Origin of the sequence: Sorangium sp. So ce296, from assembly GCF_051529605.1 — a bacterium.
Classification (GTDB): Bacteria; Myxococcota_A; Polyangia; order Polyangiales; family Polyangiaceae; genus Sorangium; species Sorangium cellulosum_D.
Genome location: NZ_CP150325.1, coordinates 13618315 through 13640229 on the forward strand (window position 1 = coordinate 13618315; position 21915 = coordinate 13640229).

Below are 21915 nucleotides of genomic sequence, written 5' to 3' on the forward strand. Positions count from 1 at the left end.
GCTGGACGGACGTGAGGTCATGTCGAGTGGTCAACGGCGACTCCTGGGCGCTCGGGTGACGTCGGTTCGCAAGCGAGAAGCTCATCCACACCTGGCGCGTGGCCTCGGGCCCGCGGCTCGGGGTGCGCCGCGGCCGGCGGCGTGGCTGTCGTCGGTTCATCCGCTGGATCGGGCGTCCCCTCGTCGAAGTCCCGGAATCGCGGCGAGAGCAGCGCGAAGAGCGACAGGAGGCCGCCAGCGGCGCCGCACACGATGAAGACGAAGGCCAGACCGCGGCCCTTGCCTGTGCCGACCCAGGCGCCCACCGTGCTCGCCCAGGCGCCTCCGTCCAGGAGCGCCGGCTCGAAGACATGGTGAGCGAAATAGCCACCCACCAGCATCGCCACGCACACCATGATCCCGTTGAGCGCAGCATTCAGCGCGAACAGACTTCCTCGGCTCTCGACCCGCGTCTTGCGCAGGAGCAGCGCGAGGGCGCACGCGGTCGACATCGCACCGCCGAAGTACGCGCCGAACGCGCACACGGCCCACAGGACCGTCGAGCTCGCGAGCCCGACCAGCACCAGCATCAGCGATACCGCCAGTTGAGCCACGAGCATCCAGCGCATCTGGCGACGGCGCACCGGCGCGACCACCAGCAGTCCCGACCCCGCCACCGCGCCCAGCGCACCGCAGCTCAGGATCAAGCCGACCGCTTCGCTGGCATGCGTCGACAGGACGAGCGGGATCATCATGCTCGCGGCGAGCACGACGAGGGCCTCCTGGATCGCGCCATAGATCGAGAGCCCGGCCATCGTCGGCACCTCGCGGAGATAGGCCAACGCGGAGCGCACGCTGAGAGCGGTCTCGCGGAAGAGCGACGACCGCCCCGCGCGCTCGACCCCGCGGACGGCCTGCCGGCTCCGCGAGAGCCCGCCGAACGCGGCGATCGCTCCAGCAGCCACGAGGAGGATGTTCACGGTGACGATGCCGGTCAGCCCGAGCGCGGCCATGAGGTAACCCGCGACCAGGGGCACCGCCACCTGGAACACGCTCTGCGTGAGCCCGATCAGCGCACCAGCCTGGGTGAGCCGCTCCCGCGGCACGATCGATCCCATCGCCGCCCGGTACGCCGGGATGCGGATCGATCCAACGACCGCGCTGGCGACGTTGAACGCATACAGGTAGCCCGGCTGCATCCGATCCTGAAACACCAGGACGGCGAGCACGGCGATCAACACCGCCGAGCAGACGTCGCACCCCACGATGACCCAGCGCCGGTCGAACCGATCGGCCAGCGCGCCCGCCACCGGGGTCATGAGCAGGCTTGGAAACGCGGTCGCCACGATCGCCAACGAGAACTGCTGCGCAGATTCCGTCCGCTGGAACAACCAGACTCCGAGCGCGAACGTCATCAGCGCGGAGCCGAGGTCGAAGGCGGTCTCGCTCGCCCACAACAAGGCGAACGTCTGCCGGACGCGTGTTTGCGTCACCACGGCCTCGTCACTGCCGCTTGGCGCGGACGACCGCCGCCTCGAGGCGGTCGAGGATCTCGCCGACATCGGACCTCGTCACGATCAGCGGCGGGAGCAGCCGGAGCACGGAGCCACGCCGGCCCCCGGTCTCCACGATCAAGCCGTTCTCGAACGCCGCTCGCTTGATCGCCGCGCTCAGCACTCCGTCGTGCCGTCCGCGACGCGCGCCGGGCGACGGCTCCACGACCTCGACGCCGACCATCAACCCGCGCCCGCGCACGTCTCCCAGCTCCGGGTGGTCGCTCGCGATCCGGCGCAGACCCGTCATGAGCAGCTCACCCATCTCCGCTGCGTGCTCGGCGAGCCGATCGCGTCGCAAGATCTGCATCGTGACCTTCCCGGCCACCATCGCGATCTGGTTACCGCGGAACGTTCCGGCGTGCATGCCGCGGGACCACAGATCGAGCGCCTCGTCGTACACGACGACCGACAGCGGGAAACCACCGCCGACAGCTTTGGACAGGATGAGCACGTCGGGCACGATGCGCGCGCGTTGGAACGCGAACATGGTCCCGGTCCGGGCGAATCCGGTCTGCACTTCGTCGATGACGAGCGGGATCTCGAGCTCGCGGGTAAGCTGCCGCACTTGGCGTAGCCAGTCGTCCGAGACCGGGATGCACCCTCCCTCTCCTTGGACGACCTCGACGATGACTGCCGCTGGACGGGGAATCCCGCTCTCCGGATCACACAACAGATTTCGCAAGTAGTGGATCGAGAGCTGGTCGGTGTCGCGCCCGTCGGTGCCGAACGGGCAGCGGTACCGGTACGGATACGGCGCGAAGTGGATACCGCCAGCCGCACCGGGCAGCCCCGCCTTGGGGGTGAGATTTCCCATCGCGGCCAGCGCGCCGCCGGTCATACCGTGGTACGCGCCGTGAAAGGCGATGATTGGCTGGCGACCCGTAGCGATGCGCGTCAGCTTCATCGCCGCCTCGACCGCATCGGACCCGCTCGGACTGCAGAACTGGACCTTCGCCCGGGCGGCCCACTTGTCTGGTAAGAGGCCGAACAGCTCGTCGAGGAACTCGCACTTGGCCGGCGTGGTCAGATCCAGGACCTGCTGCACGTGACCCGAGTCGATGAAGTGTAAGAGTGCTTCTCGGATCTCCGGGTGATTGTGCCCGAGCGGCAGAGCGCCGGCGCAGGCCAGACAATCGATGAACTCGCGCCCGAACCGGTCGCGCATGCGGATGCCCGTCCCGCTCTCGAACACCGTGTCGAACGACGACGCGTAGGTCCGTGCGCTGGACTCACGTCGCTTGACGGACTCGTACAAATCATCTGCTGTCTTGGCGAGGCCGGCGACCATGGACATGTCTGCTGACAACATCGATCACTCCTCCTTGGCGCCGCCGGCGCGCGACCAGCCGTACACCGAGCGTATTTCCTGAACGGGGGCCTCTCACGAGCTCCACGTGTGGGGGCAGGTCGACACACAATCGACGCGCAGCTAGACGGCCCACTGTCCGCCGCCCGTCATATCGTCGTGACCAGGAGCGCCTCGACCAATCGCGCTCGCCGGCCAGCGAACAGGTTTCTCCTGGTGTCGAGGTAGCGCGCGCTGTGCCCTTTCCGCGCCGCGATATCGACCGTGTCGCCTGGTTCGGACACTTCGACCTGTCCTGCCGGACACGTGATCGTCGTGGCGCGCAGGTCAACCTTGAAGTGGCGCTTGCTGAACGAGTCGGGGCGCCGAGCTCGCTGCCCCCAAGGCTTGCTCTCGAGCTGCTCTTGGAATGCCTCGTCGAACAGCTCGTGCCGGTGCAGCCTGAGAAAGCCGAACAGTGTCCTTACGCGTGTCAACGGCTTCATCAGCGACTGCTCCTGCCACGACAGCTCAACCGGCGGCGACTATCGTTCCATCCATGCACCTCTTGGTGCGGACGAGATCATGGCCATGCGAACCTGTCGATCCTTCCATCGACCATCGGCCATCGGCCATCGGCCATCGGCCATCGGCCATCGGACCGCTCAGACTTTTCAAGAAATCAATCTGGTCGATGCTCTAGCGCGCGCTCTCGCGCAGTCAAGTCCTCACGAAGCGCGCGCCTCACGGAGCGCGCAGCGTGCCCATGCAAGCGCGAGGCCACCTTGTTTGGTGAAAGCCCCGTCATGCGCGAGATCTCCGCCGCCGACTTGCCCTCGATCCGGTTCTTCACCGCTCAGAAGAAATGACCCGCCTTTGCTCACGAAGTCAATGATATGTAGGCCGCCCTAACATTTCTTTACTTAGGCAGCCTCAGCTTTTCTTTACTTACGAGTCAACCATGTGTAGGCAGCCCCAACATTTTCAGTGCTGCTGCGGCGAGCTTCGAGCGGCAATGAGGGGGACGTGGACGAGCGGAACGGGCCCAACGCCGCTCGAGGAGGCTCTTTACCCTGGCTGAGGACACACGTATCCGCTGCAAGCGGCGCTTGAAAGCGATACGCATGCGACGCGTGCGTTGCGGGGCGGTGTCAACGCTATGACGACAAGCCGAGGAGAGCGGCGAAGAGCGTATGCACGAAGCGCAGCGAGCCAGCGAAGCGGAGCCAGACCTGACGCGCCCGATGAATGCCTGGGCCGCAAGGAAGACGAAGGCTCGTCGGGAGCGCTGCATCCGATGCGAAACCCTCGCCGCCGTCGGTGGTAAGGGCCGCAAGGAAGACGAAGGCTTGTCGGAAGCGCTTCCATTCCCAGCGCACGACCTCGGCAGGCTGCTGCAGCTGCGCGAGCCAGGTGCGGAGGTTCCACCCGAGGCGAGCGATGCGCACGGGGCACGAAGAGATTCCAGTTCTCTATCGTGTCAGCAAAGCGTGCTCGCGCTGGGTCGTCTCAGCCAACGAAAGCGAAGTAGGCACCCGCTCGCTGGCATGCTTGGCGTACATCGCTTGTTGAGAATCAAGCTGGTTGATGCTCTCTCGCTCGGCCTGGCGGATGGCCATCGCGACGGTGAGCGGGCCTCGGTCACGGGCGTGATGGCCGGCCCATCGCGTCCTGAGCGTGCCGGGGTGCTCGGATGCGTCAAGGGTTCCTTCGCAGGGCTCGGCGGCTGCGCCGCCCTTGACGCGCCCTGCGCGCCCCGGCGGCGGCGTCGCGATGCTGGAGCGGAGCCCCGAGGAAGCTCGGAAGGCGCTCGAGACGATCCTCGGAGGCCCGCTGCGGTTCACGCCCATCGAGACCCCGGAGGGCAAGCGCTACCGGATCGAGGGCGCCGTCGCCCTGGAAGCCGTCGTCGCTGTCGAGGGCAACAAGGCGCGTGCAGTACAGGCAGCGTCCCCAGCGGGATTCGAACCCGCCTGATGAGGCGCCGTCTGCCGGGATCGCGCCGGTTTCCGGATCGGTCGACGCGACGCATTCATCCGGACGGCGGCGCGTAAGTACGCGAAATGTCGTTTTTGGGGCAGCGTTGGGGCAGCGCCCCGAGGCGGTCCCCTGGGGGACCCTCCCCTGCCCTCCAGTCGACGCCAGCAGCGACGACCCGGAGGCCGCCGCGGCGCTGGCCCTCGTCGGACGGCAGCTCCTCGCGACGTCGCTCGGGTGGGACGCGCTCGAGGCCGCGGCCGACGAGCTGGCCGAGGGCGGCGAAGGGGGCTCGCGATGACGGCCGCGCCCGTGGTGCAGCGCGTCGGGTTCAAGAGCGGCCGCTCGTCCTGGGACTGGCTGAAGGGGCAGACCTGGTCGGTCGAGCGGCGCCTGCCGCCGTCGGTCATCTACGCGAATCCTGCGCCGGCGGGACCGACGCTCGGCGAGCTCGCGACCATGCACCCGCGGGTCGCCATGCTCCTGTTCGGCGTGGCGGTGATCCCGCTGCCGATCCTTCGCCTCGCAGAGGCCGCGCCGGCGGCGCGTCGCCCGGAGCCGCGCAGGCCCCGCACGGCGCTCGGTGGCGGCGTCGTCCCGCTCGGTCGCGCGCTGTCGCCCTCGGGCGGCGCGACGGAGGCCTGTGGCGTTCTCGAGCACACCCGTGGCGCAACCGCGCCGAACGCCCGTCCAGCGAGCGGCGCCACCGCCGCCCGCGAGCTGGCGCGCGAGCGCGAGCAGAGGGGGCGGTGAAGCTCCTCGTCGTCGTCGTCGCCGCGGCGGCGCTGGTCGTCGCCGCGTGCATGGCCCCGGATACCGCGGACTCGTGCCGCACCGCGTGCCGGAAGCTCTGCGGGTGGGGCCGCGCGGACTGCGAGAGCGAGTGCATCGCCGAGCGGGAGTGCGACGAGCTCCCCGAGGCCGAGCTGGCGGAGCTCGAGCTGGAGCCGGTCGCGCGCTGACGCCGCGAGCGTCCGCGGCCGCCTGCCCCTGCGTGCGGGGTCGGGCGCCCGCGCGTGTGCGCGTGCGGGAGACGGAGACGAGATGAAGAGGCTGTTGATCTTGATGGTGATGGCGGCGGCGAGCATCGCGACCGCGTGCTCGATCGTGGACCCCGATGACCGCGCCAGCCTGCGCGACATGGTGGCGTCGCTCCCCGGCGCGCAGGGGGAAGCCTGGAAGCTCATGACGATGAACGCGAAGGCCATTCAGTACCTGAACGGCCGGGACGAGAATGAGCAGGTCGGGAAGTACGAGTGCAGGGTGCGCAACGGCGACAAGGTCGGCTCCTGGTCGCAGCTCGGGGAATCTCTCACGGTCCGTGACCTGCTGCGGTGCCTACGCACGAGCGTCGTGGAGGCGCAGTACGTCTCGTGCGTCGATGCGTGGACGCTCACCATGCAGCGGCGCGCCCAGGCGTCGTTCGATCGCCTGGGGCTCGCCGGCGAGTGCCGCTACGTCTGGGACTCCCGCTACGAGCCGGAGAAGCTGCCGCAGGACTGCGTCGACCCCGACGCCGTCACGCTCGACGACACCGTCGAGGCGCTCATCAGCTCCGAGACGCCGCCGCCCCTCCCAGGAGGCCTTCCCCCGGGGCTGCTCCCCGTGCTCTGCCCGCTCGCCGCGCACCCGGACGCGTGGGGCTGCCCCGGGACGCCGTCCGGACCGCCCGGCGAGGGTCCCGGCGAGACCACCGGGGGCGACTACCCGTGAGCTTCCGCGCGCAACCGAAAGGAGAGAGTGTGATGAGACGACATTTGGTAACCGTGCTGCTCGTCGGGACCGTCGTGGCTTGTGGGTGCTCTGTGCCTGACGGCGATGACATGGACAGGCTCACGACAGCCGTCTCCGGTTGGTCCGCCGCGGCGAAGGCGCGCGTGGTCAACTACGCGATGAACAGGCGCGCCTTGGAGTGGGCCGGGAGGCGGCCGCCGGACGACGAGATCGGCAGGGTCATGTGCTACCGCGACGACAACTCCCTTGTGGAGGTGTCGGTCAGGACCGTCACCAACCTGCTCGAATGCCTATTGGCGCATCCAGAGCTCACGTACGTGAACTGCGTCGACGAGATGAACGAGGCCGTGGCGCACCTCGCGAACGGTCAGGCGAAGGCGAAGCTCGAGGAGAAGTTCGGCGGTCCGTTGTCGCAGTGCTTCTCCGAGACCTCGGTGCGGTACCGTGCCGAGCACGTCGACGATCCGCTCGTCACCGACCCGGAGGCGTGGTCTGACGAGGATATCGCCCGCACGCTCATCGCGATGCCAGGCCCTCTGCCCGGTGGCGCGTTCCCTGGCCTGCTGCCCGTGCTCTGCCCGCTGTCGGAGCAACCGGAGTCCTGGGGCTGCCCTGCCGGCCCGAGCGGCCCGCCTGGCCAGACGCCGGGGGACGAACCGGGCGGTGACCGTTGAGAGCGGGCGCGGCCCTCGCCGCTGTCCTGCTCCTCGTCGGCTCGGCCGCCGCGCAGGAGCGTCGTAACGAGCGCCCCTGGTCCGTCGAGCTCGGGGCGACGCACGTCGCGCTCGGCGACCGGCACCCGACAGGCGGCTGGACGCCCACGATCGCCGCGCGCCGGTGGTGGCCTGCGTCGGAGCGCGGCCGGGTCTCGGTCGGCCTCGCCGTGGCGGCGTTCGACTTCTCGTCGTTCCGCTGGCTCGGCGTTCTCGCTGGCCCGGAGCTCGGCGCCGACTACCGCATCAGCGAGAGCTGGCGCGTGGGCGGCGGGCTCGCGCTCGACGCCGGGCGGATCCCCGTCTGCAACGACTGGCACCTGTGCCTGCGGTACTGGGGTCTGTTCCCGCGCGCGCAGGCGGGGCTGACGTACGAGCCCGCGCCGGGGGCGTCGATGAGCTTCGGCCTCGGCGCGCGCTACGTGAACACCCTCGCCTGGGAGGGGATCAGCTGGGAGCCGACGGCCTCCGCCCGGTTCGGCTGGTAGGCGCATCCGGTCGAAAAAAAAAGAACACCGACCATCCATCAAGAGGTGCGGCGATGACCATCGAGCAGATCGAGGAGCGGCAGGCGATGGAGATGCTGAAGTACGAGACGGCGAAGAAGATCCGGACCCTGCTGAACGAGGCGCGGGAGCGGGCCGCGGCGGCGGATTGGGACGAGGACGAGTTCGAGAGCGCGATTCTTGAGCTGGTGACCGAGGAGGAGTGAGGGCGGCCGGGGGGGGGCGCTCGAGGAGCGACGCGGCGAGTGATCGTCCCCCGGCTCATCATCGGCGCGGCCGTGGTTCTGGCCGCCATCATCGCCTGGCGGGCCGCCGCCCACCGGCCGCTCGCCTGGGCGCTCGGGGGCGTGCTCGCCGGCGACGTGGCGCGGGCGGCGCTGAAGCTCCCGCCGCAGGTCGAGCTCGCGCTCTACCTCGCCGCGCCGGCGCTGTCGGCGTGGTGCGCGCTGCGGGTGCTGGCCCGGCGGGACGCGCGGCACACAGCCGGCGACGTGGCCGTCATCTGGACCGCGTGGTGCTTGCCCGCGATGCTCTGGCCCGACGTGTTCTGGGCGTGGGTGCCGAAGGCGGCGCACGCGCAGTCTCTGGTCTTGCAGGGGCTCGCCGCGCTCACATTCTGGCGCTCGCCGAAAACCGCAGGCGTTTCGGAGACCTGCGCGCTCGTGCTCGCCGGCGGAGACGTAATCGCGCTCGCGGGGCCGCTCGGCTTGACCGAGGCGTGGGCCGAGCTCGGGTGGGGATGGGCCGTCGTCGCCGCGCAGGCAGGCGTGATCGGGGCCGTGCTGGTGGTGCTGCAGCTGCGCTCGCTGCTCACCCCGGCGGGCGGAACCCGACCGGGCGGCGAGGGGTAGGCGGCGCCGGCTCGGGCTCCGGGGGCAGCTCCTCGGCCGCGGCGCGCCGTTCGAGCTCGCGCTCGAGGTCCCTGATCACCAGCGCGAGGGCGACGATCGCCGCGCTCTCCGCCGTGGCGAGCAGCAGCAGAGCGACGGCGAGCGCCGGCCACACCGCGGCGGCTCAGCCGAGCAGGTGGACGCCGGCGAGGCCCGCGCTGTGGATGCCGGCCTGGGCGCGGGCGCTGCCGCGCTGACGGTCGATGATGACCGGGGTCCCCTCGGGCGGGCTCTCGATGCGGCGGACCTTGGCGCGGCCGCCGGCGCGCTGCGAGGGGGCGTGGGGCGGCGGCGTCGGGCGCTGCGTGGGCGGCACCGTCGGTGGGGGCTCGTCCTCGGGGATGGGCTCCTCGGGGGCGCGCGCCGGGGGCGGCGGAGGGGGCTCGGTCGGGATGATCGGCTTCGGCTTCATGTGGGGGGCTCCTCAGCAGTCCGCCGTGACCTGCACGACGGTGTGGCTATCGGCGGTGACCTCGACGATCGTGTGCGCGTCCGCCGTCGCGCGCACCTCCGGGCACGGGATCGCCTCGCGCTCCTGCTCGCCCGGCCCCCCCAGACCGAGCGAGACGAGGGCGCTCCCGAGCTGCGACAGCAGGCCCAGCAGGTTCATGGACGCGCCATCACCTGCAAGTCGAAGGTCGCGGCGGCGACCGGGTTCGCGGCCCCGCTGATGGTCATCCACGGCGTGATCCGCCACGTCCGCGCGGCGGCCGTGTCGGCCTCCTGGTAGCGGTGCTCGACGACGAGCTCGTCCTCGGCCTGCTCGAGGATCGTCGTCGTCCAGGTCTCCCGCGTCGCCGGCTCGGCGCGCCGGTCGAGCGCTGAGAGCTCGACGGCCGTCACCAGCGTGAGGTCCGGGACGGCGTCGCTCGAGGCGATCACCACGCGCAAGGCGACCGGGTCGCACGCGCCCTGGCGCGTGCAGTACTTCGGGATGGCGCTCGAGCAGCTCATTCCGGCGCGCCCCTCCTCGCCGGGACCCCGGCGCCCAGCGCGATCGCGTTGCCAGAGCCGTCGCGCAGCGTCCTCGTCCTCCAGGGCGTCTCCCCGTCGTCGTCGTAGGTGATGCACCGGCCGCCGCCGACGTCGTCGACCTCCTGGCGGTTGTCGAGCGCCTTCCGGGCGATCTCCGCGTCGCTCGCGACCTCGGCGAGCGCGGCGGCGGTGGCGCGGCCTGCCTGCACGGCGGCGACCGCGGCCGCCTCGAGCGCCATCTCGTCGCCGGGCGCGGCGAGGCCTCCCACGTGGATCTCGAGGACGCCGCGCACGGTGCCGTCGACGGCGACGAAGGCCCGGTAACGCGTGCCGTCCGGACCGCCGGGCCACGTCGCCTCATAGACGCCCGGCTCGTCGAGCTCGAGCATGATCTCGTCGAGCTGCGCGACCGCGCCCCGCGCGCCGTACGTGCCGTCCGCCCAGTCGAGCCAAAGCCCGTCGGAGCGCCGGACGCGGACGGTGACGGAGGCGCCCACGAGGGGTGTGCCCTCGTCGTCCACGAGCACGTGCGTGATGGGCTCCGGTTCGCCGGCGCGGGGGTAGGCAGTCACGCGTCAGCCCTCCTCGACGGGCTCGACGAGGCCCACGTACTGCCACTCCTTGGCGACGGCCTGCTTCAAGTCCCCAAGCGCGGCGTCGTCGCTCAGGAACATGTCACAGGTCTGGGGCGGATCCAGCGGCATCACCGCGACCGACACGCCCGCCGGAAGATAGTTCAAGTTCAAGTCCGCGGCGTCAGGCCCTTTGCGCAGGAATCGATGCATCGACATATCAATCCTCCTCTACCGGCTCCATGACGGCTGTAAGCTCTGTGTCGGTTGGGCTATTCGTCACCGTTCCCGACAGAACGATTTGAAAGGCGAACTCCTCTCCCTTCTCGAAAATGCCGGAATCCCCTACTGCATCGCCCGTGCGAGCTAGCACCCCCAACGTCATCGCAAGAGGGGTGACGGTCGCAACGTCCGCCGCGACGCGGCAGACAGAGATCGTGTACTGACCTGTCCCGTCGCTCGAGAAACCCGGCGTCGAGTTCGTCAACATCAGCTCCGTGAACCTCGCTCGCATCGGCATGCGCGCTCGTTTAACGTTCGTGGGCGCGGCCTGATTCGCCCATGAGTTAACGAAAAAGTAGCGTGTTCCGCTGGTGCCGAGCGCGTTTATGCCGCTGATGACCCACGACCGCCCCGAGGGTCCGGTGGGCCCGACCGGCCCCTCGGGGCCTTGCTCGCCGTCGGCCCCGGCCACGCCCGTGGGCCCCGTAGGGCCAGTCGGACCCGTCGCGCCTTGCGGGCCCTGAGGCCCTTCCGGACCTTGCGGGCCGCGCCGTCCGCCGATCGCGTCGGTGATGGCCATGTTACTCCTCCTCCCAGGGCTGCTGAACGATCACCAACAAGCCCGCAGGGACGACCACGCCAGAGCCCGCCTTCAAAAGCGTCACTGCTAGATACTCTGTATCTTGTGCCGGGCCAAGGAGCGCACCCGACTGCAGCGTAAGCTGCACCTTTCGGTGCGCCAGCCAGTACCCTGTAGCGTTGGGTCCGGTTTCCTTCGTCTCGGCAACGGCGATTGTCTCGATGTAGTCTCCAGTCTCAAGAGAGTAGATGTGTACGCCTAGGATTGCGTAATTAGTATCATCAGGCTCAAGGCTTTCTGCCGGGATGAAGTACACCTCCGACACCGTCCACCTGTGAGACCGCGGCGGGGCGACGGGGAGCTCGTACAGCATCTGCGTATTCGCAGCAGCGTCTTTGGTCTTGACCCAGGTAATGAGCTCCTCCGCGACGACCCTCGACATGCGCCCCTCGCCGTCGGCACCGCGCTGCAGGATCGTGTTGGGGTTCGGGTCGACGTCGCCCTCAGCGCCCCCGCCGGAGACGGTCACCCTCGTGCGCTTGTTGATCGGGTCGTCCTCAACCTCGACGCCGTCGCCCGCGAACTCCAGCGCGCCGCGCTCCGGGAGCTGCTCCCCACCGAAGAACACGGCCCGGAGGCCGAGAAGCTTGTCGCGGATCCAGCTCATATCCTGTCCACCCTCGTGTACGTGTAGGTGACGAGCAGCCCGTAGAACTCCGCCCCGGCGATCGCGTACGGGCCGCCGCCGTCCGATTCGCTGGTTATGACTACATAGTAGGAGTGCGTCGACGTGTCGGCCGTGTGGGACGTCCCCAGGGTGAGAGTGATATTGTGCTCCGCCTGATACGCGGTGGTGCTCGCGGATCCGTCGTTCGTGCTGTCGACGACGCCAGATGCGGCCCCGGTAGTTCCGATCCGCTTCCTGTAGAGGATGAGGTCCGGCATCCCTCCCGGCAGCGCGGCGTGACCGGGTGCGCCCTTGAACCTGGCGACGATTTGCGTGATGTTGGCATTGCGAGGGATGACGCCGTTCAGGTGGATCCGGAGGCGTCGCTGGCTCGTCGTCGTCGACACCCAGAAGAAATCATTCGTCGCCCGGTCGAGCTCCCAGCCTTCATCGGTCTCCGCTGGCCCGTCGATCGCGACCGTCACGGTGCGCTCCGCGACGAAGAAGCCGACCCCCGCCGTGACGTTCGAGTCGCTGACGACGTTGCCAGCGTTGACCAGCACGGCGGCCTGCAGCGTGTTCGTGTTGACGTTCTGCGCGGTGAGCAGCCCGTCCACCGTCATGTTGCCGCCGACGTGGGCGCTCCCGGCGATGTCGGCGCTCCCCGCCGCGTTGATGCCGCCGACGTTGATGATCTCTCCGCCGCCGAGGACCCTCTCATAGAGGAACGCTGTGTTGTCCATCGCCGCTTCGGCGACGACGAGGACCGCCGCCGCGTCGCGCTCGTCGCCGTCGTCCGGAACATCGACCGACGCGTGATAAGCAGCGCTGTTACCCGTCACCGTGCTCATAAGACACCTCTCACGTACCGCGCTGTGCTCAGGCGCGTTCGCGTGTAGACACCGCCGACGAGCCGGCCGGCGCGCCCCCATGTACCGTCCGGCATCCCAGCGGCCGGATACGGCCCTGGGGTCTCCGGGTCGAAGCTGTCCGCGTCGAAGGCGACGACGATCCAGGGTATCGTCACGCCCAGCGCGCCGAACTCTCCGACGAGCCCGCGGAGTTGGTTGACGAGCGCGAGCGTCGAGTCGATGCCGATGAGGCCTCCGCCGGGCGCGCCCTCTCCACCCCACCGCGTCGAGCCGTCACCCCACGTCCCCTCGTTCGCCGGGATGAGGCCGTCGACGGGCGCATAGACGATCAGGAAGGCCTGGAACACGTTGCCGGAGCCGTCCCAGTCCCAGGGGTGCGCCGGCGTGGTGAGCGGCGTCGACACGCCCTGCGCGGAGATCTGGAACCCGGTCCCGGCCGGGGTGTGCAGCTTCATCGCCCCGTCGGCCTCGATCGTGTGCCAGACACCTGCGCCGCTCACCAACCGCACGCGCGGGAAGCTCGGCCCGAGCACGCGCCGCACCTGCGACAGGAAGCCGAACGCGAGCCCCGCCCGCCGGTGGATCCCGCGCCAGTCCCGGAGCGCCGCCGCGTGCACGCCCGGCGTCTCCAGCAGGCCGCGAGGGATGCGCCGGTCGCGCCCGATGAGCGGGAGCCCGTCGGTGCCGGCGAACCCGCCGAGGAAGGGCAGGTCGTCGATCTGACCTGGCAGCGCCCCGAGGACGCCGTCCTGCACGCCCTCGACCAGCGCGTCGATGACGGCCGCGAGCGTGCCCCCGAGCGCGAGCCAGTGCGAGCGCTCGACCATCCACCCTGGGAGCATCTTCTCGAGCTTGTCGATCAGCGCCATGTCACTGCTCCACGAGCGTGGCTGTTGCGGTCACGGTGGGTGCGACGACGTCGGTCACCAAGATCGATTGGTCATCCGGCGGCGTCGACGTGACCCGGTAGATCCCTGGCGACGCCGCCTTCGCGATCGCGCGCACCTCGCTCATGACCACGAACCGGACGCTGCTCTCCGTCACCTTCCGCCCACCGATCGGGAAGCGCCGGAAGAAGTCGTTGACGGCCTTCTCCGCGGCGGCTTCTGCGGCCGCCTTGGTGACGTTGCTCTCGCGGAGCACGTCGATCTCCAGGTCAATCGCAAGCTCCTCCTCGTCCGCGGATGACACGTTCACCGTGAGCCCCATCGGCACCGCGAGCAGCTGGATCGCCTGGTTCACCAGGTAGACGTCGGTCCCCGCCGTGGCGACGTCTCCAGACGCCGCGCCCGACGGCGAGGCGAGCCGCACGTCGATCACCCCGCCCCCCATGTTGCGCACGAGGGCGCGGTTGACGTTGACCCCGATGTCCCCCGCCTGGGAGACGAGCAACCGCTCGATCGTGACGGCCTCGTCCGCCGCCGGCCGCCGCGTCGAGAGCGCGACGTACTGGTACGCCGCTCGCGGGCCCGCCGGCGAGAGCGGCCCCGTCGAGAGCCGGCAGCGTTCCTTGAGATCCTCGTCCTGCTCCTCGTCCTGGCCGAGGAGCATGCCATTGCCCGCGCGGAGGTAGATGCCCGCGCCGGGCGCGAGCAGCGGCGCGTCGGGATACACCGGCACGTCAGCGAGGTCGAGATCGCTGTCCGTCCCGGCCTCGTCCGCGACGAAGAGCAGGTCGAGCGTCGGGAAGGCGCCGGTGCCGGTCCACGCCGGAAGCGTGCCCCCGTCGATGTTCGTGTACGTCTTGCCAGCGACCTCGAACCGGATGTCGCCGGGGTTGATCTCCCAGAACCCGCCCTCTTGGTTCTCGACGGTGATCGCCGGGCCGCTCGCGAACGTCGCCTCCTTGCGCCAGACCTTGTAGAAGCACCACGCAACCAGCGTGAGCCAGTCCCCGGAGGCCTTGTCGAGGAAGAGCGCACGGAGGGCGGGCAGGACCTGGCCGTTCCACAGGGGCGCAGTCCACCGCGAGAATACGGACATGACGCCGCGGATCGGCTCACCCGGTTGCCACGCGCTCGTCGAGAGCCCGAGCGCCTTCGCGATCGCCAGGAGGTCCTCGAAGATCTCCTCGGGTGTCAGGTCGGTCAACAGGTCATCGAGCGGCGTCGGCATCAAGCACCTCTGAGGATGACGTCCACGGTCAAGTCTTGAATCGAGATCGTGAGCGGGAACTCCTGCCCATCGACGAGGGTCACATCGGCCGCGAACGACGCCCCGCCGTTGCTCTCCGCGGCGAGCGTGACGGTCGCGCTCTCGACGCGCTCGTCCTTCTCGATCTCGCCGGCGATCTCCGCGGCGAGGCGCGCGCGGCGGCCCGCCGGGGCCGCGTCGAGGAGCAGGTCGTCGAGGAGCAGCCCGTAGTCCGGATCGTCGAAGTAGGTCCCGCGCCGCGTCGACAGCCGCATCTCGATCGCCTGGGCGATGATGCGCGCTGGGTCCCGCGTCCGGCGGAACGTGGGGCTGTCGATGTTGATGCTCTCGCCGTAGGCGCTCATGACGTCTTGAGGACCCCCTGCACAGCAGTCCACGCGGCGCCGCCGTTCGTGATCAGCACCAGCGCGGACGTCGCGCCCGAGCCGGGGCCGAGCTCCGCGGCCAGCTCGGCGCCGAAGACGTTCTGGGCCCCAACGAACTTGAGCAACCTCACGCCGCCCGTCGCGAGCAGGCCCTGGAGCTCCAGGGCGATGTCGACCTGCGCCTGCACGGTCAGGAGCTTCGCTTGCAGGTCGGCCGTGATGGCCGCCGCGGCCGCCGCCTGCGCAGCAAGGCTCGGGGACTCGAGCCCGAGGGAGATCGCCTCCTGGACATTCGAGACGATGTCCTGCGCGATCTGGAGCTGCTGCACGAGGGTGAGCCCCGCCGACGGGGTGAAACTCGCGAGGGCCACGAGCTGGGCGGACACGTTCGGCGCGGCGACCCCGCACGCGACGTCGATCGCGGCCGCGGCGCTCGCCGCGCCCGGCACCACCGCCCCGAGGGTCAGAGAGCCGTAGTCGGTGATCATGCGATCTTCACCTTCGCACTGCCGTTGGTGATGGTTCCGGTGGTCTGCCCGGGGCTCCAGATGACCATCCCGCTCGCCGGGGAGCCGCCGATGGTCCCGACGAACGTCGCCGGCGGGAGCAGCACGGTCACCGTGTCGTTGACGCGCGCCGCGCCCTGCGTCGCCCCCGCGCCGGCGCGGATCTCGTTCTCGGCGTCGAGCTCGAGCTCGAGCGGCGTCTGTGGCGTCTCCGCCTCCCCCGGGCGTCGCACGGGCTCGATGTAGTGGGCGATGTACGGCGCGCCCGGGTTGCCGCCCTGGAACCCCACGAGCACGATGGTCCCCGGCCGGCACTTCTCGTCGATCCCGGGCGACCCGTGCGCTTTCGGGACCTCGACGAGCTGCGGTAGCAGGATGTCGCTCTCGTTCACGGCCTGGAGGCTCAGTCGGCCAGAAACCGCGTTCTGGCTCATGACCCGATAGGGGTGGACCAACGAGTAGGCCATCAAGCGCCGAATGCCAGCCTCGATGAAGCGCAGGAGTCGAGCGAAGTCGGGCGCGGCGCTCATACATCCACCTCGGCAAGGGCGGTTCGGTCCGTGACACGGATCGTCGTGGCCCGGATGGTCAGGGTCGGGAACCCGTCGCCGGAGATGACCGAGCCGGGCACGAGCGCGGCGAAGGCGTCCTCGGGGCTCGTGATGATCGCGCGGCGCAACGAAGGGCGGTAGTCGACCCCGAGGCGCAGCCCGCTCCGGGCGACGGCGGCCCGCGCACCGATGCGCGTCGTGCCGTCGAGGTCCACGTACCAGGGGTGCCCGAGCTCGTTCAGCGCGGCGACCGCGGGGCCCTCCGGCCGGACCCACGCGTAGCCCACGACGGCCGATGCGAGCGCGCCGAGGGGCGCCAGCGTCTCGCCGGCGTCTCGCGCGAGGTCGCCGGCCACCCGGTCGAGCCGCACCCCGTTGTCGGCACGGTACGGGCGCCGCTGGACCGTGTCGCCCCAACGGTCGGCGCCGCCGACGATGAAGACCTCGGCACGCCCGGCGAACACCTCCGCGTGGCGCACGGTCCCGGACAGCACCAGGTCGCCGAGCACCACCTGCACCCGGGCGCGCTGGGGCGGCGCCTTCCCGCCGACGAGGTTGGCGCGCACGGACCAGATCCCCACGTCCGGGAGCACCGCGATCGCGCGTTGGAGGTCGATGCCGGCGACCAGGTAGGCCATCAGAGCCCCCTCGCGCGAGCGACGTTGTGCGCCTCGAGCTGCGCCCGCACCCCTGCGTTCCGCTGCTCCTTCGCCTCGTTCTCTCGGTCGAGATCGTCCTTTGGGCGCGCGACGCCGCCGATCGGCTTCCTCTTCTTCCACTGGAGGAAGCCGAAACCCAGCGTCCACGTGCCCGGCTTGGGGTTCTCGATCGGGCCGAGCCACGCGACCTCGGCGCCATTCATCTTCAGGTGCGCGACCGCGATATCGACGAGCCTCAGCTGCCGCGGCGGCCTGCTCTCCTGCGCCGCCGCGAGCCGCGCCGCCAGGGTCTGGAGCTCGTTGAACTGCTCCGTCGTCCAGACGCGAACCTTGTAGTCGACGGACACGAGTTCCAGCCCTCGCGTGACCGAGAACGAGCCCGACTGCATCGGAGAGACCTGCTGGTCGATCTTCGTGCGACGAACGCCGCCGGAGAGAGCGCAGGTCCCCGGCGTGTCGATCCCGTCGATGGTGATCGAGTCCCACGCGGCCGGGTTGTCGATCGGGCTGTCAACCAGCACTCGACACCTCCGCGCGCGGCGCGCCGAGCATCACGCCAACCTGCTGGAGCATCGCGGCCATCGCCTCGTCGAAGCTCTCGCGGACCTCCTGGCGGTCGAGGCCGGCGCCAACGTTGATGTCCCCCGTGAAGTACAACGTGACGCCCCCCGGCGCGCCGCTGGCGCCGCCGGAGCCCGCCGCGGCGGCTGCGCGCGGCGAAGGAACGAGGCTCACCGCGGCCTGCTCCTGGACGTCTTTCTCCTTGTCCTTCAGGCCGAGCCGGGCGCCCTCCCCGATGTGCTGCGTGGTCCGCCGCATGAGGCGCGACGGGCTGTGTATGTCCGCCGCCGTCCGCACACCGCGGTCGGCCGCCATGGCGAGCGCCCCGCCGGCGGCGGCGACCTCGGCCTCCTTGGACTTGAGCCCGGTGACGATGCCGGCGCCCATCGCCACGCCGGTCTTGCGCCCGTCCACGAGTGCATTGTCGACCGGGAGCCGATCGACCTCACGCACAAGGGACTTCTTCCCGGCGCGCCGTCTCGCGGCGGCCTCCTCGTCGAACTGCCGGTTCATCCGGTCCGCGTCGCTCTCTCCGATGCCGAGCGAGCGCAAGATCAGGTCGCCATCCCACTCCCGACGCAGCGCCGCGAGCTGATCGGCCGCGGCGACCACGGCCCCGATCGCGGCGGCAAGGGCGATAAACGGGGCGGCGGCGACTACCGCATACCCCGTCAGGACAGCCACACCAGCAGCGCCGGCGGCGGACGCGACCTCGAGCCCACTGAGTCCACCGCTCGCGTCGTCGATGGCGTCCGTGAGCGGAAGCAACGCGACGCGCGCCTGGAGCCAGGCATACTCTAGGTCGAGCACCCCGCCATAGGCGCCGCGAACAAACCCCGAGACGTACGGCTCCGCCTTCTCGATGGCCTGGAAGAACGCGTTGAATCCGCGGGTCATCAGGCTGCTGATGCCCTTGCCCGTGGTCGTCGACAGGCTGAAGAGCTTCGTGAACTGGAGATAGGCGCGCTCCAGCGGCCGCGAGTCGACGCCGCGGAAGAGCGAGCGCATCTGCAAGCTCGCCTGGTACGAGATCATCTGCAGCCGGGCCATGCCCTGGTAGCCGATCGCGATCTTGGCCAGCCCGAGGCCCCCCGAGACGCCCATCGTCGCACCAACCGCGAGCGCGAGACCCTTGGCCCTTTGGGCTGCCGCTTCACGGGCGCGCTCGCGCTCCTCGGCGGACTTCTTCTTCGAGCGTTTGCTCTCCTCCTCGGCGGACTTCTTCGAGGCGGCTTCGTCCTTCTCCTTCTGCGAGAGTCCGCGGCCTAGCTGCTGAAGCGCCTTCTCCTTCGCGGCGGCAAGGTCGCGCTCGGCGAGGACCTGCTGCTGATATACCTTCGGGTCGAACTGCTTCTTTCGCTCGGCCTCAGCCGCCTTGGCCGCCGCGGCCTCGTCCTTCTCCTTCTGTGAGAGTCCGAGCCCAAGCTTCTGCAGGGCTGCATCCTTCGCCGCGGCGAGCTGGCGCTCGGCGAGAACCTGCTGCTGGTACGCCTTCGGGTTGAAGGCCTTGGCGGAGAGCTCGGCGCGGCGCGCGGCCTTCTGCTGCGTGCTGTCGAGTGCGCGCAGCTGCGCGTCCGCCGCTTTCGTCGCCTGCGCGAGACCCTCTTGCGCCGACGCGGCGGCGGCCGCGGGCTCAGAGATCTGGTCATCGAGCTTGGCGACGAACTCCACTACGCTTGCCCCTTCTGCCTCTCGAACCCGATCAGGTTGCTGCCGACCTCAGCGATCCACAGGAGCGCGGCCCTGGCCTTGTCGTCCGCGCGGAGCCTCGGGGGGAGCAGCGCGGCGAGGAGCTCCGCGGTCGCCTCGAGACGCCCGCGGGCCTCCTCGTACAGCTTCAGCCTTTTCCCCGGGCCGCCTCCTGAACCCCGGTGATCAGCTCGTCGCGCGCGGCGTAGAGGTGCACCCAGAGCCGCGGATACCGCTCGAGGATCTGGAGCATCCGCGGCCGCGGCGGGTGCACCACCGTGTCGAGCGTCGCCGCGCGCGCGACCTTCAGGACGTCGGCCTCGCTCTCCAGCCCGGAAATCCGGTCGCTGAACTCCTCGTGCTCCTGCCGGGTCATGGCGCGCTGGATCACGGATCCATCCACGGTGCGGGTGCGCGCTACACGCTGCTCGCCGCCGTGCTCCTTGCAGGCCTTGCGGTACGCCGCATCGTCCTCCGCGTCGCGCTCCGCTCGCGCCCGCGCCTCGCGCGCCGCCGCAGCCTGCTCGCGCAGCTTCTCGGCCAGCGCCTCCGGGGAGGCGGCCTCGCGCGCCTGGCGGGCGCGCGCCTCCGCGATCGCGCTCTCCTCGGCGGCCAAGGCGGCCTCGGCCTCCTGGTACGCCTTGATCTGCTCGGGGGTCCACCCCTTCATGTCGACCTTGCTCATGACCTCTCCCGTCACGTCCGCAGCGCGAGCCGCGGACGCTCCTTGACCTTCACCAGCGTCGCGCCGTTGTGGCGAATGGGCTCGGCCACGCACAGCGTCAGCTTCACCTTGTTCGCCGAGGGGCCCTGCTGCGACGCGTCCTCGACCTTCGTGATGTAGACGGTGCGGAGCTCATCCACGATCGTGCCGCTGGCCTCCTTGTAGGTGGCGCCGATGTTGAACGCGAACTCGCCGAAGCCGTTCTGCGGGAGGACGGCCTTCATGCGCTCCCACTCGCTCTTCAACATCTCCATGTCGGCGTTCGGCTTGTACTGACCCTGGGAGACGCCCAACGCGATCGAGCCGGTGCCGTACTGCAGCTCCTTCTCGAGCTCGTCCGAGTAGTTGAGCGTCGTGATCCCCAGGAACGGCTTGCCGGCGCAGTCGATCTCGGCGCTCGCGTGGTTGTGGTAATTCCCGTTGTGGTAGAGGCCCATCGTCGTTCACCTCACGCCGCCAGAGCGACGAGCTCCGGAGTCACGAACCCGATGTCGCCCTCGAGCTGCTCGAGGTACTCGAGGCCGACGATCGACACCTTGCAGGGGAGCCGCACCCCGGCCGCGAGGACCGTGGTGCGCGACGTGCGGACGCTCAGCGCCGAGAACTTCCCCTCGAGCTGCCGGCGGATGGCCGTCTCGACCTCGCGGTCGATGCGCGCCGCGTTCGCCTCGGTGATCGCGCCGGGGTTCTCCTCGTCGGCGGCGTTGACCTCCACGCCGTCCATCAGCTGCTCCTCGAGCACCTGGGCGAAGATGTCCGAAGCGACGTCGAGCACCTGGCGCCGCGCGATGTACCCCTCGAGCCCGCCCTCCGCGTCGAAGGTCGAACCGCGCGTGAAGTACACGCTGTCGCCGCTGCGCTTGAAGGTCCTGAGGGTCAGGAAGCGGGCGCCCTGGAGCGTCTGCGAGACGCGAGCGTCGTGCTCGATGCGCTCGCCGTCCTCGTAGATGGCGACGTCCGTCGAGAGCGCGCCGCTGGCCTTCCGGCCCAGGTCCTCCTCGATCGGGCGGCGGAGGAGCTCCGGGACCGCGATCCACGCGACCGGCCGGCGGTTCCGGCGGCGCGTGATCGGGCAGGTGATGCGCGCGTAGCCGGAGCCCACCGCGACGCGCGCGTTCTCCAGCCCGTCGAAGTCGTCGACGAGGGCGTTCTCCCAGGCCGTCTCGGTCTCCAGGCGACGCCGGTCGCGCGCCGACATGAGCGCCCACGCGAACCGCGCGTTCGAGAGCTCGTCGGCGGCGAAGGTGGTGAACTCCGCGCCGATGGTGCCCGCGGCCGTCGCGTCCACCGCGCCGACGACGTGGGCGAAGCGCCAGTTGACCGCGAGGGCGTCGAGCTCGCCGAGGGCCTCCACCACGTCGTTCGCGGCGATCGCCGGCTCCGTGGTCCCCGAGGCGAAGGCGTCGCCGGTGTCGAGCGTCCCCGCGGCGAAGCTGACGTCGAGGCCGGAGTCCTCGGTGCCGTCGTTGATCTGGAGCGTGGTCGCCGTGAGGCGGATCGGCTTGGTGACCGTGCGCCCGCCGTCGAGGGAGACACGCACGACGATCCCCGCCGCGCCGACCGTCCCGCCGGACAAGACCTCGAGCACGATCTCGTAGGCGTCGAGCGGCGTCCCGGTGATGCTCACGACGCTCGTCGAGGAGCCGACGCGGGTCGCGACGACGGGGAGCACCGCCTGCGCCGCCGGGATGGCTTCGAGGCTCCAGCTCCCGGCAACGTCGTTGCCCGTAGCCGTCGCGTACGTCGCGGTAAGGCCAGAGCTCCCGAGCACGACCGCGCCGCCGCTCGGCACCGTGGCGGGCGTGCTCCACGTCGCCCCGCCGTTGAGCGAGTAGCGCCCCTGCGCGGCGTTCAGCTCGCCCGGAGTCGTGGTCTCCCACATCACCAGATAGTGGTCGGTCGGCGTCCCGGAGATCGTGGGCACCGTGGCGCCGTCGCCCGGGACGACATCCCCGATCTCCGCAAGCTGCGTCGTCGGGTCGATGCGGCGCATGATCCCCGGCGCCCCCGTCTTGCCCATCTCGTAGGCGAGCGCCTTGACGGCGGGGCCGAAGCCGAACGTGGAGGTCAGCGCGTCCACGTCAGCGACGCGCGTCGGCGTGTACGGGCCCTTCGAGCAGACGCCCACCACGCTGTGAATGCGGCTCACGGGCGCGAACACCGCTCGATTGGAGCGGA

At 70.1% G+C, this 21915-nt stretch carries 32 protein-coding genes; 9 read left to right on the plus strand and 23 right to left on the minus strand.

Translation table 11 applies throughout. The features are described from left to right. Positions 1-17: 17 nt before the first annotated feature. The 3 genes from WME98_RS50095 to WME98_RS50105 all read right to left on the minus strand — a co-directional run bounded on the left by WME98_RS50095 (position 18) and on the right by WME98_RS50105 (position 3326). Entirely contained in the window at positions 18-1394 is a 1377-nt protein-coding gene (locus tag WME98_RS50095) for an MFS transporter (RefSeq protein ID WP_437948611.1), read from the minus strand. Between the two features lie 88 nt (positions 1395-1482). Then, positions 1483-2823 (minus strand): diaminobutyrate--2-oxoglutarate transaminase family protein, encoded by a 1341-nt coding sequence (locus WME98_RS50100; protein ID WP_437954128.1) that lies wholly within the window; start codon positions 2821-2823, stop codon positions 1483-1485. Positions 2824-2990: 167 nt separating this feature from the next. Then, positions 2991-3326 carry a hypothetical protein gene (locus WME98_RS50105; RefSeq protein WP_437954167.1) on the minus strand — a complete coding sequence of 112 codons (336 nt, stop codon included), beginning with the start codon at positions 3324-3326 and terminating at the stop codon, positions 2991-2993. Between the two features lie 1231 nt (positions 3327-4557). Between WME98_RS50105 and WME98_RS50110 the strand changes: the two genes are divergently transcribed. The 9 genes from WME98_RS50110 (at position 4558) to WME98_RS50150 (ending at position 8601) form a co-directional block, all read left to right on the plus strand. Beyond that, positions 4558-4797, plus strand: coding sequence for a hypothetical protein (locus tag WME98_RS50110; protein ID WP_437948612.1), 240 nt, complete (start codon positions 4558-4560; stop codon positions 4795-4797). Between the two features lie 106 nt (positions 4798-4903). Further along, complete coding sequence (locus WME98_RS50115; protein ID WP_437948614.1) at positions 4904-5098, plus strand: hypothetical protein; 195 nt, start codon at positions 4904-4906, stop codon at positions 5096-5098. Then, positions 5095-5550: a hypothetical protein gene (locus WME98_RS50120; RefSeq protein ID WP_437948615.1), complete on the plus strand. Its 456-nt coding sequence runs from the start codon at positions 5095-5097 to the stop codon at positions 5548-5550. Before WME98_RS50115 ends, WME98_RS50120 begins: the two co-directional genes overlap by 4 nt. Beyond that, positions 5547-5759: a hypothetical protein gene (locus WME98_RS50125; RefSeq protein WP_437948616.1), complete on the plus strand. Its 213-nt coding sequence runs from the start codon at positions 5547-5549 to the stop codon at positions 5757-5759. The genes WME98_RS50120 and WME98_RS50125 overlap by 4 nt, the downstream gene beginning before the upstream one ends. An 82-nt stretch (positions 5760-5841) precedes the next feature. Beyond that, entirely contained in the window at positions 5842-6510 is a 669-nt protein-coding gene (locus WME98_RS50130) for a hypothetical protein (RefSeq protein WP_437948617.1), read from the plus strand. A gap of 32 nt (positions 6511-6542) precedes the next feature. After that, complete coding sequence (locus WME98_RS50135) at positions 6543-7205, plus strand: hypothetical protein (protein WP_437948618.1); 663 nt, start codon at positions 6543-6545, stop codon at positions 7203-7205. Continuing rightward, positions 7202-7732, plus strand: a complete 531-nt coding sequence (locus tag WME98_RS50140; protein WP_437948619.1) for a hypothetical protein — start codon at positions 7202-7204, stop codon at positions 7730-7732. Before WME98_RS50135 ends, WME98_RS50140 begins: the two co-directional genes overlap by 4 nt. Positions 7733-7785: 53 nt before the next feature. Next, the gene (locus WME98_RS50145) at positions 7786-7956 is read left to right on the plus strand and encodes a hypothetical protein (protein ID WP_437948621.1); all 171 of its coding nucleotides are present in this window, start codon (positions 7786-7788) and stop codon (positions 7954-7956) included. A 39-nt stretch (positions 7957-7995) separates the two neighbouring features. Beyond that, the gene (locus tag WME98_RS50150) at positions 7996-8601 is read left to right on the plus strand and encodes a hypothetical protein (protein WP_437948622.1); all 606 of its coding nucleotides are present in this window, start codon (positions 7996-7998) and stop codon (positions 8599-8601) included. Here WME98_RS50150 and WME98_RS50155 read toward each other — a convergent pair. The 20 genes from WME98_RS50155 to WME98_RS50250 form a co-directional block, all read right to left on the minus strand. Next, on the minus strand, positions 8561-8755 hold the full coding sequence (locus WME98_RS50155) for a hypothetical protein (RefSeq protein WP_437948623.1): 195 nt from the start codon (positions 8753-8755) through the stop codon (positions 8561-8563). The genes WME98_RS50150 and WME98_RS50155 overlap by 41 nt on opposite strands. A gap of 9 nt (positions 8756-8764) precedes the next feature. Then, on the minus strand, positions 8765-9052 hold the full coding sequence (locus WME98_RS50160) for a hypothetical protein (RefSeq protein ID WP_437948624.1): 288 nt from the start codon (positions 9050-9052) through the stop codon (positions 8765-8767). 12 nt (positions 9053-9064) lie between these two features. After that, positions 9065-9250, minus strand: coding sequence for a hypothetical protein (locus tag WME98_RS50165; protein ID WP_437948625.1), 186 nt, complete (start codon positions 9248-9250; stop codon positions 9065-9067). Continuing rightward, entirely contained in the window at positions 9247-9594 is a 348-nt protein-coding gene (locus tag WME98_RS50170; protein ID WP_437948627.1) for a hypothetical protein, read from the minus strand. The genes WME98_RS50165 and WME98_RS50170 overlap by 4 nt, the downstream gene beginning before the upstream one ends. Further along, positions 9591-10187 carry a hypothetical protein gene (locus WME98_RS50175; RefSeq protein WP_437948628.1) on the minus strand — a complete coding sequence of 199 codons (597 nt, stop codon included), beginning with the start codon at positions 10185-10187 and terminating at the stop codon, positions 9591-9593. The genes WME98_RS50170 and WME98_RS50175 overlap by 4 nt, the downstream gene beginning before the upstream one ends. Before the next feature lie 3 nt (positions 10188-10190). Continuing rightward, positions 10191-10406 carry a hypothetical protein gene (locus tag WME98_RS50180; protein ID WP_437948629.1) on the minus strand — a complete coding sequence of 72 codons (216 nt, stop codon included), beginning with the start codon at positions 10404-10406 and terminating at the stop codon, positions 10191-10193. 1 nt (position 10407) lies between these two features. Then, entirely contained in the window at positions 10408-10707 is a 300-nt protein-coding gene (locus tag WME98_RS50185) for a hypothetical protein (RefSeq protein WP_437948631.1), read from the minus strand. Positions 10708-10990: 283 nt separating this feature from the next. Then, complete coding sequence (locus WME98_RS50190; protein WP_437948632.1) at positions 10991-11656, minus strand: hypothetical protein; 666 nt, start codon at positions 11654-11656, stop codon at positions 10991-10993. Next, positions 11653-12507 carry a hypothetical protein gene (locus WME98_RS50195; RefSeq protein WP_437948634.1) on the minus strand — a complete coding sequence of 285 codons (855 nt, stop codon included), beginning with the start codon at positions 12505-12507 and terminating at the stop codon, positions 11653-11655. The genes WME98_RS50190 and WME98_RS50195 overlap by 4 nt, the downstream gene beginning before the upstream one ends. Further along, the gene (locus WME98_RS50200; protein ID WP_437948635.1) at positions 12504-13397 is read right to left on the minus strand and encodes a hypothetical protein; all 894 of its coding nucleotides are present in this window, start codon (positions 13395-13397) and stop codon (positions 12504-12506) included. Before WME98_RS50200 ends, WME98_RS50195 begins: the two co-directional genes overlap by 4 nt. 1 nt (position 13398) lies before the next feature. Then, complete coding sequence (locus WME98_RS50205) at positions 13399-14643, minus strand: baseplate J/gp47 family protein (protein WP_437948637.1); 1245 nt, start codon at positions 14641-14643, stop codon at positions 13399-13401. Beyond that, the gene (locus WME98_RS50210; protein ID WP_437948639.1) at positions 14643-15026 is read right to left on the minus strand and encodes a hypothetical protein; all 384 of its coding nucleotides are present in this window, start codon (positions 15024-15026) and stop codon (positions 14643-14645) included. Before WME98_RS50210 ends, WME98_RS50205 begins: the two co-directional genes overlap by 1 nt. Further along, entirely contained in the window at positions 15023-15535 is a 513-nt protein-coding gene (locus WME98_RS50215; RefSeq protein WP_437948641.1) for a hypothetical protein, read from the minus strand. Before WME98_RS50215 ends, WME98_RS50210 begins: the two co-directional genes overlap by 4 nt. Then, the gene (locus WME98_RS50220; RefSeq protein WP_437948643.1) at positions 15532-16083 is read right to left on the minus strand and encodes a hypothetical protein; all 552 of its coding nucleotides are present in this window, start codon (positions 16081-16083) and stop codon (positions 15532-15534) included. Before WME98_RS50220 ends, WME98_RS50215 begins: the two co-directional genes overlap by 4 nt. Then, positions 16080-16742, minus strand: a complete 663-nt coding sequence (locus tag WME98_RS50225; RefSeq protein ID WP_437948645.1) for a hypothetical protein — start codon at positions 16740-16742, stop codon at positions 16080-16082. The genes WME98_RS50220 and WME98_RS50225 overlap by 4 nt, the downstream gene beginning before the upstream one ends. After that, a complete protein-coding gene (locus tag WME98_RS50230) occupies positions 16742-17284 on the minus strand; it encodes a hypothetical protein (protein ID WP_437948647.1) in 543 nt (180 codons plus the stop codon). Before WME98_RS50230 ends, WME98_RS50225 begins: the two co-directional genes overlap by 1 nt. Continuing rightward, positions 17274-18995, minus strand: coding sequence for a hypothetical protein (locus tag WME98_RS50235; protein WP_437948649.1), 1722 nt, complete (start codon positions 18993-18995; stop codon positions 17274-17276). Before WME98_RS50235 ends, WME98_RS50230 begins: the two co-directional genes overlap by 11 nt. A 166-nt stretch (positions 18996-19161) precedes the next feature. Further along, on the minus strand, positions 19162-19698 hold the full coding sequence (locus tag WME98_RS50240) for a hypothetical protein (protein WP_437948650.1): 537 nt from the start codon (positions 19696-19698) through the stop codon (positions 19162-19164). An 11-nt stretch (positions 19699-19709) separates the two neighbouring features. Next, positions 19710-20174 (minus strand): hypothetical protein, encoded by a 465-nt coding sequence (locus tag WME98_RS50245; protein ID WP_437948652.1) that lies wholly within the window; start codon positions 20172-20174, stop codon positions 19710-19712. An 11-nt stretch (positions 20175-20185) separates the two neighbouring features. Further along, a complete protein-coding gene (locus tag WME98_RS50250) occupies positions 20186-21886 on the minus strand; it encodes a DUF2586 family protein (RefSeq protein WP_437948654.1) in 1701 nt (566 codons plus the stop codon). Positions 21887-21915: the final 29 nt, after the last annotated feature.

What these genes read in the sequence shown, in the direction of transcription:
- WME98_RS50145 (WP_437948621.1), top strand. Translation starts at nt 7,786, where the DNA reads ATGACCATCGAGCAGATCGAGGAGCGGCAGGCGATGGAGATGCTGAAG.
- WME98_RS50105 (WP_437954167.1), bottom strand. Translation starts at nt 3,326, where the DNA reads ATGAAGCCGTTGACACGCGTAAGGACACTGTTCGGCTTTCTCAGGCTG.
- WME98_RS50100 (WP_437954128.1), bottom strand. Translation starts at nt 2,823, where the DNA reads ATGGTCGCCGGCCTCGCCAAGACAGCAGATGATTTGTACGAGTCCGTC.
- WME98_RS50130 (WP_437948617.1), top strand. Translation starts at nt 5,842, where the DNA reads ATGAAGAGGCTGTTGATCTTGATGGTGATGGCGGCGGCGAGCATCGCG.
- WME98_RS50210 (WP_437948639.1), bottom strand. Translation starts at nt 15,026, where the DNA reads ATGAGCGCCTACGGCGAGAGCATCAACATCGACAGCCCCACGTTCCGC.
- WME98_RS50225 (WP_437948645.1), bottom strand. Translation starts at nt 16,742, where the DNA reads ATGGCCTACCTGGTCGCCGGCATCGACCTCCAACGCGCGATCGCGGTG.
- WME98_RS50205 (WP_437948637.1), bottom strand. Translation starts at nt 14,643, where the DNA reads ATGCCGACGCCGCTCGATGACCTGTTGACCGACCTGACACCCGAGGAG.
- WME98_RS50170 (WP_437948627.1), bottom strand. Translation starts at nt 9,594, where the DNA reads ATGAGCTGCTCGAGCGCCATCCCGAAGTACTGCACGCGCCAGGGCGCG.
- WME98_RS50195 (WP_437948634.1), bottom strand. Translation starts at nt 12,507, where the DNA reads ATGAGCACGGTGACGGGTAACAGCGCTGCTTATCACGCGTCGGTCGAT.
- WME98_RS50095 (WP_437948611.1), bottom strand. Translation starts at nt 1,394, where the DNA reads ATGACGTTCGCGCTCGGAGTCTGGTTGTTCCAGCGGACGGAATCTGCG.
- WME98_RS50215 (WP_437948641.1), bottom strand. Translation starts at nt 15,535, where the DNA reads ATGATCACCGACTACGGCTCTCTGACCCTCGGGGCGGTGGTGCCGGGC.
- WME98_RS50245 (WP_437948652.1), bottom strand. Translation starts at nt 20,174, where the DNA reads ATGGGCCTCTACCACAACGGGAATTACCACAACCACGCGAGCGCCGAG.
- WME98_RS50180 (WP_437948629.1), bottom strand. Translation starts at nt 10,406, where the DNA reads ATGTCGATGCATCGATTCCTGCGCAAAGGGCCTGACGCCGCGGACTTG.
- WME98_RS50160 (WP_437948624.1), bottom strand. Translation starts at nt 9,052, where the DNA reads ATGAAGCCGAAGCCGATCATCCCGACCGAGCCCCCTCCGCCGCCCCCG.
- WME98_RS50135 (WP_437948618.1), top strand. Translation starts at nt 6,543, where the DNA reads ATGAGACGACATTTGGTAACCGTGCTGCTCGTCGGGACCGTCGTGGCT.
- WME98_RS50220 (WP_437948643.1), bottom strand. Translation starts at nt 16,083, where the DNA reads ATGAGCGCCGCGCCCGACTTCGCTCGACTCCTGCGCTTCATCGAGGCT.
- WME98_RS50190 (WP_437948632.1), bottom strand. Translation starts at nt 11,656, where the DNA reads ATGAGCTGGATCCGCGACAAGCTTCTCGGCCTCCGGGCCGTGTTCTTC.
- WME98_RS50200 (WP_437948635.1), bottom strand. Translation starts at nt 13,397, where the DNA reads ATGGCGCTGATCGACAAGCTCGAGAAGATGCTCCCAGGGTGGATGGTC.
- WME98_RS50185 (WP_437948631.1), bottom strand. Translation starts at nt 10,707, where the DNA reads ATGCCGATGCGAGCGAGGTTCACGGAGCTGATGTTGACGAACTCGACG.
- WME98_RS50240 (WP_437948650.1), bottom strand. Translation starts at nt 19,698, where the DNA reads ATGAGCAAGGTCGACATGAAGGGGTGGACCCCCGAGCAGATCAAGGCG.
- WME98_RS50120 (WP_437948615.1), top strand. Translation starts at nt 5,095, where the DNA reads ATGACGGCCGCGCCCGTGGTGCAGCGCGTCGGGTTCAAGAGCGGCCGC.
- WME98_RS50165 (WP_437948625.1), bottom strand. Translation starts at nt 9,250, where the DNA reads ATGAACCTGCTGGGCCTGCTGTCGCAGCTCGGGAGCGCCCTCGTCTCG.